At 70.2% G+C, this 11,351-nt stretch carries 9 protein-coding genes; 3 read left to right on the top strand and 6 right to left on the bottom strand.

The features are described 5' to 3' along the window. Window positions 1-134 precede the first annotated feature (134 nt). Together OD750_RS18630 and OD750_RS18625 are read left to right on the top strand one after the other, a co-directional pair. The gene (locus OD750_RS18630; RefSeq protein WP_263542217.1) at window positions 135-1,871 is read left to right on the top strand and encodes a serine/threonine-protein kinase; all 1,737 of its coding nucleotides are present in this window, start codon (window positions 135-137) and stop codon (window positions 1,869-1,871) included. Between the two features lie 13 nt (window positions 1,872-1,884). Beyond that, a complete protein-coding gene (locus OD750_RS18625; RefSeq protein ID WP_263542218.1) occupies window positions 1,885-3,435 on the top strand; it encodes a serine/threonine-protein kinase in 1,551 nt (516 codons plus the stop codon). A 46-nt stretch (window positions 3,436-3,481) separates the two neighbouring features. Here the strand turns inward: OD750_RS18625 and OD750_RS18620 are convergent, their stop codons facing one another. The 6 genes from OD750_RS18620 to OD750_RS18595 form a co-directional block, all read right to left on the bottom strand. Further along, window positions 3,482-5,563: a DUF7452 domain-containing protein gene (locus OD750_RS18620; protein WP_263542219.1), complete on the bottom strand. Its 2,082-nt coding sequence runs from the start codon at window positions 5,561-5,563 to the stop codon at window positions 3,482-3,484. A 122-nt stretch (window positions 5,564-5,685) separates the two neighbouring features. Beyond that, window positions 5,686-6,588: a LysR family transcriptional regulator gene (locus OD750_RS18615; protein ID WP_263542220.1), complete on the bottom strand. Its 903-nt coding sequence runs from the start codon at window positions 6,586-6,588 to the stop codon at window positions 5,686-5,688. Next, window positions 6,585-6,836 (bottom strand): hypothetical protein, encoded by a 252-nt coding sequence (locus OD750_RS18610; RefSeq protein WP_263542221.1) that lies wholly within the window; start codon window positions 6,834-6,836, stop codon window positions 6,585-6,587. The genes OD750_RS18615 and OD750_RS18610 overlap by 4 nt, the downstream gene beginning before the upstream one ends. A 42-nt stretch (window positions 6,837-6,878) precedes the next feature. Then, window positions 6,879-8,039, bottom strand: coding sequence for an alanine racemase (locus OD750_RS18605; RefSeq protein ID WP_263542222.1), 1,161 nt, complete (start codon window positions 8,037-8,039; stop codon window positions 6,879-6,881). A gap of 41 nt (window positions 8,040-8,080) precedes the next feature. Continuing rightward, complete coding sequence (locus tag OD750_RS18600; protein ID WP_263542223.1) at window positions 8,081-9,544, bottom strand: nitrilase-related carbon-nitrogen hydrolase; 1,464 nt, start codon at window positions 9,542-9,544, stop codon at window positions 8,081-8,083. Next, on the bottom strand, window positions 9,525-10,112 hold the full coding sequence (locus OD750_RS18595; RefSeq protein WP_263542224.1) for a TetR/AcrR family transcriptional regulator: 588 nt from the start codon (window positions 10,110-10,112) through the stop codon (window positions 9,525-9,527). Before OD750_RS18595 ends, OD750_RS18600 begins: the two co-directional genes overlap by 20 nt. A gap of 98 nt (window positions 10,113-10,210) precedes the next feature. Here OD750_RS18595 and OD750_RS18590 point away from each other — a divergent pair, with 98 nt between their 5' ends. Beyond that, window positions 10,211-11,323, top strand: coding sequence for a hypothetical protein (locus OD750_RS18590; protein WP_263542225.1), 1,113 nt, complete (start codon window positions 10,211-10,213; stop codon window positions 11,321-11,323). Window positions 11,324-11,351: the final 28 nt, after the last annotated feature.

Genomic DNA, 11,351 nt, shown 5'->3' with positions numbered 1-11,351 from the left:
CCTCGCTCGTCGCGGTGGGAGGGTCGTCGCCGTCGTCGCAGTGGACCCAAGGGCCTTGCCGATGCATGACGCGCGCACGGCGCCGCGACCGGGCGGTTCCGAGGTTCGCACTATTCATGTCGATGGAGAATTCGATGCCGATCGATGTCCCGAACTATGTGCTGACGAAACGTCTAGGTACGGGAAGCTTCGCGGAAGTCTGGCTCGCCGAGCACACACAGAACAAGCGCCGGGCGGCGATCAAGATACTCAAACCCGAAGCCGGCGGCGGCGCGGTCGATGTCGACGCTGCGTTCCGCCGCGAAGCCGAGCTGATGGCGAAGTTCGATTCGCGCAATATTGTACATATCTACGACAACGGCCGCGCCGGGCCGCACGCGTACATCGTCATGGAGTACGTCGAGGGCGGCACGCTGAAGGCGCGCATGCAACACGGCGCGATCGACGCGAACGCGGCGCTGCACATCGTTTCGCAGATTGCCGCCGCGCTCGACCTGGCGCACGCGCGCGGCATCGTCCATCGCGACCTCAAGCCCGACAACATTCTGATGCGCGACGCGACGACGCCCGTACTGACCGACTTCGGCATCGCTCGCGTGCTCGACCGCACGACTATCGTACCGGCGACCGGCGTCGTCGTCGGCACCTGCGAGTACATGAGCCCCGAGCAATTGCTCGGCGAGCCGCTGGACGGCCGCAGCGACCTTTACGCGCTCGGCCTGATCCTGTTCGAGCTGATCGCCGGCGAGCCGGCGCACGCGGGCGACTACACGCAGATCGCGCGCACTCGCATCGACGAAAAGTCGGCGCCTTGGCTGCCGGCCGGCACGCGCGCCTTTCAACCGATCGTCGACGGGATGCTCGCCCGCTCGCCCGATATGCGGTTCGCGAACGGTACCGAACTTGTGGCTGCGATCCGCACGATCGCGCTGACGCAGTCGACGCGCTCGGCGACGCCGTTCGTCCCGGAGTCCGCACCTCACGCAGGCTCGCCGGCCCCCGCGAACGCGCCCGCCGTGCGGCGCTGGCCGATCCTCGCGCTGGCGGCGGCGGCGATCTTCGGTGCGGGCGGCACGAGCGTCTGGTGGTGGCTGCAGCCTGACAAGACGCCGGTGCCGACGCCAATGGCGCCGGCGACGCTCGTGACGCCGTCGGCAGCGCCGGCCCGCGCCGACGACGCGAAACCCGCCGATGCGCCCGTCGATGCGACACCGCGACCCGTCGCCGCGGCGACTTCCGCAAAACCGGCGCCGGAAAAAGCCGCGGGGGCCGCCGCCAAGGCCTCCGCGCCTGCCGCGAAGCCTGCGGAAAAATTTACGCAGGCGCAGCTCAAGCAGGCATACCGCGACATGGAGCAGAAGAAATACAAGAGCGCGCTGCCGGTGCTGCGGCTCGCCGCGGCGGACGGCATTGCCGAGGCCCAGAACAATCTCGGCATCCTGTACTACCACGGCCTGGAGGTGCCGCACGACGACGTCAAGGCTGTCGAGTTGTTCACGCGCGCCGCCCGGCAGAAGTTCGCGCCGGCGCAGACGAATCTCGCCGTCGCATACGAGAAGGGGCACGGCGTCGAAAAGAACTTCGACAAGGCGTACGAGTGGTACCTGAAGGCCGCCGAAGCCGGCTACACGCACGCGCAGTACGCCGTCGCGCGCTATGCGAACAATCGCGACGACTTTCCGACGATGGTCCTGTGGGCCCGCAAGGCTGCCGCGAACAACTACGGCTCCGCCCAACACATGCTGGCGCAGGCTTATCTCCTCGGACACGGCGTGGAAAAGGACGAAAGAGAAGGGAGACGGCTGATGAAGCTCGCGGCCGGGAACGGCTCATGGCTGGCCGAAGGATGGCTGCAGTCCAACCCCGACTGAGACGAGCCGCAGCATGTCGATCGACATTCCCCGGTACGCGCTGTTGCAGCCGCTCGGTAAAGGCCGGTTCGCCGAGGTCTGGCTCGCCGAGCATCGACTGAACAAGCGCCGCGTCGCGATCAAGATCCTCAACGAGTCGCGAGGCGACGCCTTCGACCCGTACGCTGCCTTCGTGCGCGAGGCCGAAGTGCTCGCCGGTTTCGACACACCGGATATCGTCCGGATCTACGACAACGGTCCGGTCGACTCGCGCCACTACATCGTCATGGAGTACGTGCCCGGCGGCACGCTCGAAACGCAGATGTCCCATGGTCCCTTCGAACCGGCACGCACGATCGACTGCATTTCGCGGATCGCGCTCGCGCTCGATATCGCGCATCAGAACGGCATCGTGCATCGCGATCTGAAACCCGCGAACGTGCTGATGCGCGACGCGACGACGCCGGTGTTGACGGACTTCGGCATCTCCCGGGTATTGCAGCGAACGACGGTGCCCGGCACGTCGTTCGCCGGCACGCCGCTGTACATGAGTCCCGAGCAGATCGCCGGCGAAACGGTCGACGGCCGCAGCGATCTGTATGCACTCGGCCTCATCCTGTTCGAGCTGCTCGTCGGCTCGCCGCCGCACGGCGGATCGTGGAACGAAATCGCCGTACGACGCTGCGTCGGCGGTCCGACCGCATTGCCGCCGGCGTTTGCCGCGTTCCAGGCGGTTCTGGATCGGCTGCTCGCGCGGCAACCGCATGAGCGCTATGCGCGCGGCGCGCATGTCGCACGCGACCTCGCAGCCATCCGCAAAGGCCGCCGCCCGCCGCGGCGGCGAACGATCGTCGCCGCGGCGGCGGCGCTCGCCATCGTCGGCGCCGGTATCGGCGTCCTGTGGCTCGACGGCCCCCTGGTCAATGTCGCGACGACGCCGGCGGATCAGGCAGTCCGGGCACCGGTCGAAGCGCCGGAATCCGCCGACCGGAGTGCCGTAGCTGCGGCGACGCGATCGTCGCCCCCGCCTTCGTCGACGCCGGCCGCGACGACTTCCCCTGCCTCCACCGCTGCCGCGTCGCCACCGCCGGCACAGGGACTCGACGCGCGAAAAGACGCAAAAGAGGACAGGCCAGGTATCTTCAGCGACCTTCCTTCCGAACTTTTCGGGCCGGTGCTCGAACCGCTGACGGCCTCCGAAGTCGAGCGCACCGGCGCGGTGTGCCCTTGCCGTTTCTGGACCGAACCGCAGGTCGAAGCCCGGCAGTTCGGCACGCCGATGCTGCTGTGGGACCGCACGAGAGAAAAGGTATACATTCATGAAAACAGCGCATTGCGAACGCTCGACGTGCGCACGGCGACGAAGAAGCCCGAGGTACTCAATCCGCCCGAGTTCGCCGACGACCTGAACTACTACGAGTTCTACAACGACCGGCTGACCGCCAACGCGATCGTTCGCGATACGCGTTGCGCCGACAACGAGCCGAACTGCGACGTCAACATCAAGAGCATGCGGTTCGAGTATCGCAACTCGCGCGGCAACCGGCTGATGCGCCTCGTCGGCGACTGCGGCTGTCAGCCTTGAAGCGCGCGCGGCGCCGTCGCCGTCGTACCGCCGTCGCGACAATCGCCTACTCCCCGTCGAAACCGTCGACGAAGATACGATCGTCGCGGCAGGCGTTCGCCTGCGCGCCCTGCACCATCACGTTGAACGCGGTGCCGGCGGTGAAGCCCGGCGTGCCGACGCCGACCGTTTCGATCTGCCAGCCGCCCGCCGCGCCCGGGCCGCCGCGGCGATAGCGCAGCGCGAACGCGACGTCGTTCGACGCGCCGCTCGCGCCGTTGTTGCGCGTGACCGAGGGCGCCGCGCACGGATTGCCGTCGAGCAGGCGGTGCGACACCGGCACGGCCGCGCGCGACGACGCACCGACGCCGGCGACGAACGCGTTCGGCGAACCGGCCGGCGCGATCGCGACGTTGAACGAGAGGCCGGCCGGCATGTCGGTCGGGTCCTGGTTGCCGATCGCCCAGCGCGCGCCGGCATACGCGAGGCCGAGCCGATGGTCGTGATACGTGCCGCCGACACCGTCGGGATTCCAGTTGTGCGTGACGAACGCGAGCGCGAACGGGCGCCCGTTGAGATCGGGATGGTCGAGCGTCGTGAACGTGTTGACGACGTTCGCGAGCGTCGTGGCGTGCACGTAGCGCTCGCGGCCGTCGAGCGCCGCGAGCACGGCGTAGCGGCGCGTCAGCGGCAGCGCGCCGAGGTTTTCGGCGAACACGGCCCACGCGACCGGCGCTGTCGATTCCAGGTAGACGCCGAGGTTCGCCGCCAGCGATGCGCTCGCGACGCCGGGCGATGCGATCGGCGTCAGCTGCAGCGCTTCGTTCGTGCCGAGCAGGCCCGCGAGCGAGGTGATGGCCGTGACGTTGCCGCTCGTGTTCGACGCGTCGGCGCGTTCGACGACGGCGTAGTCGGCGTTCTTCTCGAACGCCCCGATGTCGACGGTGCCGTTGACGATGCGCAGTTCGCCGTCGGCGTCGAACGTGGGTCCGAGCGGAAACGCCGGCGCGTCGGCGTTGCTGCCGGCGCCGCGCGCGGGCGAACCGGCGCGCGTGCGCAGGTCGTCGCGACCGCCCAGCAGCGGATCGGCGACGACGGTGCCCGGCCCGGGCGTGAAAAAGTCGGCGCCGTTGCCGAACGCGAGATTGTTCGCGTTCGTCACGCCCGCGGCGTCGATCAGCAGGCCGCTGGCGGTGTTGAACGCGACGAGATTGTTCGCCACGCGCCCTGAGTTGCCGCCGCCGACCGCGACGACGGCGACGCCGCGCGCGTTGTAGGCCGTCGTGTTGTTCACGACGAACACGGCCGCGTTGGCGACGGCCGCGCGGATCGCCCATTCGTCGGCGCCGAGGCCCGGTATCGACTGGCCGGCGATCGCATTGTTCTGCACGCGGATCGTGCTCGCGGCGCCGGCGCCGTGCGAGACCGTGATGCCGCGGACGAGATCGATGCCGCGCACCTGATTCGCGTCGATCACGACGTTGCCGCCGACCGGCCCGCCGATCGAGATGCCGGCGAACAGCGCGCCGCGCGCGGCGACGATGCGGTTGCGGAACACGTCGACGCGCCAGCTGCCGCTCGCGTGCGACGCGCAGATCGCCGCGTTGCTCGTCGTGCGCGGCCGCTCGAAGCCGAGGTCGCCGTCGCCGGCGATGAAGTGCGGATCGCCGCTGCCGCTGCCGTTGAAATCGATCGCGCACGCGTCGCCGTCGCCCGCGTCGCGGATGCGCACGCGATCGAGCAGGTACGTCGCCGCGGACGAGCTGCCGTGATCGACGTAGATGCGCGCACGCCGCAGCTGCAGGCGTTCGAGCGTCGCGTCGAACGGATCGGCGCCGGACGAGACGATGCGGATGCCGCGGCCCGGCGCGAACGCCGCGTCGATGCCGTCGCCCGCGCGCAGCGTGATGCCGCGAACGATCGTCAGCGATTCGTCGATCGCGGTGTACGCGTCGGGAAACAGCGGATCGTCGGCACCGATGACGACCGTGTCGCCGGCCGCCGACGCGTCGATGCACGCCTGCAGCGTGCCGGTGCAGCCGATGCCGGTGAAGCTCGGCCAGACGCGCACGTCGGCGTGCGCGACGTCGGCGAAGACGAGCGCGGCGAGCGCCGCGCAAAGATTTGCACAACCCCGAAAAAGCAGCATGACGGACTCCTTGTCGTGCCGCGCGAACGCGCGGTGTCAAGGAAACTAGTTGCCGCGATGCGCACGCGGTAGCAGGTTTTGCGCCGCGACGTCCCCGAAATTCCGGGTCACGGCTCGCGGCGTCAATGCGCGAGCACGAAATCGCAGAAACGCCGTGCCGTCGGGTCGAGCGGTTCGGCGCGGCTGAAGATGCCCGATTCGATCGGGCGTATCGGGTCGGCGAGCGGCAGCGCCGCGACCGCGAGTCCGGCGGTCACCGCGCCCGAAGGCAGCAGCGGCACGATGCCGACGCCGAGGCCCGCTTCGATCATGCGCAGGATCACCGTCGTCGACGTCGCCTCGAGCGCGATCGTCGGCGCGAGACCTTGCGCGTAGAACGCTTCGAGCACGTGCTGGCGCCCGGTCGAGCCGGGTTCGAACAGGATCAGGCGTTCGCCCGCGAGTTCGGCGAGCGTCGCGCGGTCGCCGCGCAGCAGCGCGTGGCCGGGTGGCGCGACGCAGTACCAGTCGGTGCGAAACCACGGCCGGTATTTCAACCCTTCCGGAAATTCCTGCGGCGCGCAGATGCCGAACGCGAGTTGCGGGTCCTGGCCGAACGCCTGCGGAATCTCGCGTTCGCTGCGCGTGGTCAGCCGCACCGAGACGTGCGCGTGCTCGGCCTGAAACGCGGCGACGATGTCGATCAGACGGTAGTACGCGAGATAGTGACTCGCCGCGACGTGGATCTCGGCCGTGGCCGGCGCCGGTTCGAACAGGTCCGCCAGCTCGCGCGCATGCGCGAGAAAACGCAGCGCCTTCGCGTGAAAGCGCAGGCCCTGCGGCGTCAGGCGCACGTCGCCGCGCCGGCCGCGCGATTTTTCGTACAGCGGCACGCGCAGGCGCTCCTCGAGCGTCAGCAGCCGGTTGCGCAGCCCCTCCTCCGACAGATGCAGCGCGTCGGCCGCCGCGCGCAGGCTGCCGTGCGCGACCAGCGCGACGAACGCGGCGACCTGATCGGTCGACATCGGCGGTATCTCGCGGCTCATGCGGCCCTCCCGCGCGGATCGGCGCTGCCAGTACTGTGACGCGACGCGGCGAATCTTCGCGCGACCTTCACGACATCTGTCGCATCACGGCGGCGCGAATCGTCAACATCGGGCGGCCGGCTGTCGCGGAGGCACACCTGCGTCGTTTCAGCGAGCTTGCGCGACGACGCCGGCAAGCTGCTGTTCGTCACCGACACTCGCCACGCGGTGCTGACGAACGGCGCCGGCAACACGGTCGACAACGTCATGGCGAGCGCGGGACGCCGACGCCACGCCCGGGCTCGTTCGCGTCACCAGCCGTTGCAGCGCTCCCACACCTCGAGGCCGCGTTCTCCGATCACCCGATAGGCGTCGTAGGCCGCTGCCGTCATGCATGCATGGTTCGGCAGCACGCGCACGCGCGCGCCGATCGGCAGGCGTTCGAACATCGCCTGCGCGCCCGCGTCGTCCGCCGCCGCGATCAGCCCGTGCTCCTGGTTCACTTCGACGACGCGCAGACCCGCGATCGGCGTGCCGTCGAGCGCGCACACCTGGCCGTAGCCGTAGTCGATCGCGTGCTTCGCGGTGCCGTGGTCTTTCGACAACGCCAGCCCTCCGGCGTCGACGATCACGCGGCCCGTGTCGCGCTTGTGGCTGATCACCGTCGCGAGCACCGACAGCGCGATCGCGTCGAGCCCGCACACGCCAAGGTTGCTCTGCACGAGATCGTGGAAGACGTACACGCCGACGCGCGCCTCGGTCACGCCGGTGAGATCGTGCGCGAAGGTCAGCGTCGGCGTCGATCCGACGCTGACGGTATCGCACGGCAGCCCCGCGTCGCGCAGCATCGCCGCCGCCTGTACGACGGCATCGCGTTCGCGCTCGGCATGCGCGCGCAGCGCGGCGGCGCCGACGCGGTCGTACGAACCGCCGGCATGCGTCATGACGCCGGCGAAGCGCACGCCCGGCGCCGCGTCGAGCGCGCGCGCGATCTCGACGATGCGCGGATCGCCGGGCTTGAGCCCCGCGCGGTGGCCGTCGGCGTCGATCTCGATCAGCACGTCGAACGCCGCGCCTTCGGCGACGGCCGCGCTCGCGACGGCCTGCGCGCTGCCGGCGTCGTCGACGACGAGCGCCATGCGCGCGCCGGCACGCGCGAGCTTCGCGGCGCGTGGAAGCTTCGCCGGCGCGATCGACACGGCGTACAGCAGATCGCGAAAACCGTCGGCGAAGAAATACTCGGCTTCGCGCAACGTCGACACGGTGATCGGCCCCGTGCCGCCGCCGAACGCCCGGCGCGCCACGCGCGTGCATTTGGCCGTCTTCACGTGCGGGCGCAGCGCCACGCCCAGGCGCGCGACGATCGCGTTCATGCGCGCGAGATTCGCGTCGAGCCGCGCGACGTCGAGGACGAGGCACGGCGTATCGAGATCCGGCGACGCCAGCGCCGCGGCAATATCAGCGTTTTCCACTTCGATGTTTTCCTGTCGGTAGCGGCAGCGGGCGCAAAACGTCAGATCGATCCGGCGGCGCGCTTGCGCGCGTCGAGCGCGAGCAACGCGCACAGCAGTACGAACACGGCGATCGCGGCATACGAGAATACATCGCCGATCCGCGCGTACCACGTCGGACGATGCGCGACCGGCGCCGTCGCGACGAGCATCGCGAGCGGCGCCGATGCGCTCTCGACGCTCGCGAGCACGCGGCCGCGGTCGTCGCTGACCGTCAACAGGCCGTCGCGCGCCGTGCGCAGCATCGCGTAGCCGTTCTCGACGCCGCGCAGCACGGCCATGCGATTGTGCATCCACGCGTCGTCGACGAAATCCCACGCCGGCACGACGAGAAGGCCCGCGCGCGCGAGGCCGTACTTGCGCTGGTACTGCGGAAAATCGAGATCCTTGCAGATCGACACGGCCCAGCGCGCGGCCGGATCGTCGACGACGAGCGGCGTGCCGTCGCCCGGCGCGAAGTGCTTTTCGAAGCCGGGCACGAGATGCGTCTTCGTATACCTTTCCGGTTTGTCGCCTCCGGCGCGGAACACGTAGGCGACGTTGCGTTCCGGGCCGGTCGCGCCGCGGCCGGCGCCGACGACGACGTCGACCGCGTTCGCGCGCGCGGCGTCGCGGAACGCCGTTTCGAAGGCCGGGGCCGCGGCGTCGTCGACCGTCGCGATGTTCTCGGGAATCAGCACGAGCTTCGCGCCGGCGTTCGCCGCGGCACCGACGCCGTCGACGTAGCGCGAAACCAGCGCCTGCCCGGCCGGCGAACCGGCCTTCGGCACGAGCTCGGCGCCGGGGTCGTCGATCGCGAGCGCGGCGACCTTCAACGTCGGCGCCACCGTGTCGGCGAGCCGCCAGCCGCCGGCCGCGAGCGCCAGCGCGACGACGGCGACGCCGATCGCCGATGCGCGCAGGCGCGCGTTCGCCGCGACCGGTGCGAAGACCACGGCGATGCTCGCGGCGAACAGCATCACGAGAAAACCGATCGCGTGGATGCCGCCGAACGCGGCGATCTGGATCGCCGGCAGGAAGTCCATCTGCGAATACGCGAGATTGCCGGCGGTGCCGTCGACCGACGTCGACGCGGCGACGAACGACACGGCGGTCCACAGGCAGGCGACCGCGAACGGCGCGGCGGCGACGAATCCGCGCCGCGCGAACGCGCGCAGCACGAGCGCGGCGACGCCGAACAGCAGCGACGGCACCGCGAACGCCGCGGCGAGCGCGAACGCCGGAACGTGCAGGCGGCCGTGCAGGAACGGCCACCAGCTCGCGGCGCCGGCGAGAAACGCGAGCGCGGCGACGGCAAACGCCATCGCGCGGCCGGCGCGCAGCGCGTACGCGAATACGGGGATCGGCGCGAGCCAGGCGAGCCACCACACGGGTTGCAGCGCATAGGCGAAGTACGCGCCGGCGGCGGTCGCGGCGAAGGCGGCGAACGCAAACGCGAGCGGCGCGTCAGCGGGCTTTGAGTCCATCGATGAGTCTCCCGAGCGTGGCGTGATAGAACGCGCGAAATTGCGGCAGGGTGAACGCGAAACGGCCGCCGAGATACAGCGCGACGAGGCCGTGCGCCTGGGTCGACAGCGCGAACGCCACGGCCCAGACGTCGTCGTCGCGCAACTGCCCCGCGCGCATCGCGTCGGCGACGGCATCGGCGAGCGGATTGGCGGTCGGCGAACCGCGCGCGTGGAAATCGTCCGGATATTTGCGCGCCCCCGGCCGCGGCGCGAAGAACATGTAGTCGTACAGGCGGCGGTGCGCGAGCGCGAAGTCGAGATGCAGGTCGGCGAGCTGCGTCAGCCGCGCGAGCGGGTCGGTCTGCGTCGCCTTGGCGGCGAGATGCGCGGCGAGATCGACGAACGCCTCGGTCGCGATGCGGTCGAGCAGCGCCTGCCGGTTCGGATAGTGCCGGTAGATCGCCATCGCGCTGACGCCGACCGCATCTCCGACGCGCCGCATCGTCACGGCCTCGGCGCCGTGCTTTTCGAACAGCTTGCGCGCGGCCTTGAGCAGCGCCTGCGCGGTGGTCGGCTGCGCCTTCATGTTTACACTGTAAACATGAAGGCCGCGAACGGCAAGCGCCGCGTGCCATGCACGGGCGAGCCGTGCTACAACCGCGCATCCGCAGCCAGGGAAGTGCGATGACGCTGTTCCTCTACTCGGCCGCCGGCGACGACGGCGGGCGCCGCGCCGGCCGCATCGACGCGGCGAGTCTCGATGCCGCGAAGTTCCGGCTCGAACAAAGCGGGCTGCGCGACATCGTGTTCCACACCGACGAGATATTGCCTGCGCAGCTGCGTGCCGAAGGCATGGCGCCGGCCGAGGTCAGCGCCGACGCAGAGCTCGCCGCGCTCACCGATCCGCTGCACGGTTTCGCGTTCGTGCGCGCCTGCTACATCGGCAACTGGATCGCCTGGGTGCCGCCGCTCGCGTGGGCATTGTGGAATCTCGCCGGCGGCGCGCCGTATTCGCTCGTCGACCAGGCGAGCTTCGCGCTCGCGGCGATCGGCCTTGCGTTTCCCGCCTGGGCGGCGGTTCCGTCGCTGGCGTACCAGAAGCTGCTCGACGCTTCGGCGTGGGCGCGCTGGGACGACGTGCGCAGGCAATGCGCGTTCTTTCGCCGCTGGCGGCGGTGGTTTCTGGCCCCGACGCCGCGGTTCGACGTCGACATCCGCGACGCGACCGCGGTGGCGGCGCAGGGCGATCTCGCCGCCGCGCTAGCGAGCGTCGCGCACTACGAGGCGACCGTCGCACCCCGGCAGGTGTACCTCGGCCGCATCGCGTCGATCCACTTCGCCGCACGCGACTGGACCGGCGCCCTGCGCTGCCAGGAAGAGGCGTGGCGCCTCTCCGGCGGCGGCATGCCCGAAACGATCGACTACGCGGTCACGCTCGTCTGGCGCCGGCGCGACGCGGACGCGGCACAGCGCCTGCTCGCCGGCATCGCCGGCCGCACGCGCACGGCGCTCGCGCAGACGTTCGTCGACTACGCCGAGGGCCTGATCGCGCTCGAACGCGGCCACGACGACGTCGCGAAGGATCGTTTCGAGCGCGCGATCGAAGGCCAGGCCGCGGCATCCAACACGCCGCTGACGCAGATGGTCTGCGACTTCATCGCCGCGCACCTGGTGATCGCCAGCGCGCGGCTCGGCGAAAAGCGCGCCGCCCGCGCGCTCTTGCGCAGCGTGCTGCCGCGCCTGACCGCGTTCAAGGACATCGACCTCGCCCGCCGCTGCGCCGCGGCCGTCGCCTGACTCGCCGCGGCGCGCTGCCCGACGCGCC

It is taken from the genome of Tahibacter soli (assembly GCF_025717065.2).
Lineage (GTDB): Bacteria > Pseudomonadota > Gammaproteobacteria > Xanthomonadales > Rhodanobacteraceae > Tahibacter > Tahibacter soli.
This window is presented reverse-complemented; position numbering and strand designations above follow the sequence as displayed.

Bases quoted from the DNA above. Each gene is read 5' to 3' on its own strand.
- OD750_RS18620 (WP_263542219.1), bottom strand. From the start codon at position 5,563: ATGCTGCTTTTTCGGGGTTGTGCAAATCTTTGCGCGGCGCTCGCCGCG.
- OD750_RS18600 (WP_263542223.1), bottom strand. From the start codon at position 9,544: ATGGACTCAAAGCCCGCTGACGCGCCGCTCGCGTTTGCGTTCGCCGCC.
- OD750_RS18595 (WP_263542224.1), bottom strand. From the start codon at position 10,112: ATGAAGGCGCAGCCGACCACCGCGCAGGCGCTGCTCAAGGCCGCGCGC.
- OD750_RS18590 (WP_263542225.1), top strand. From the start codon at position 10,211: ATGACGCTGTTCCTCTACTCGGCCGCCGGCGACGACGGCGGGCGCCGC.
- OD750_RS18630 (WP_263542217.1), top strand. From the start codon at position 135: ATGCCGATCGATGTCCCGAACTATGTGCTGACGAAACGTCTAGGTACG.
- OD750_RS18615 (WP_263542220.1), bottom strand. From the start codon at position 6,588: ATGAGCCGCGAGATACCGCCGATGTCGACCGATCAGGTCGCCGCGTTC.
- OD750_RS18625 (WP_263542218.1), top strand. From the start codon at position 1,885: ATGTCGATCGACATTCCCCGGTACGCGCTGTTGCAGCCGCTCGGTAAA.
- OD750_RS18610 (WP_263542221.1), bottom strand. From the start codon at position 6,836: ATGACGTTGTCGACCGTGTTGCCGGCGCCGTTCGTCAGCACCGCGTGG.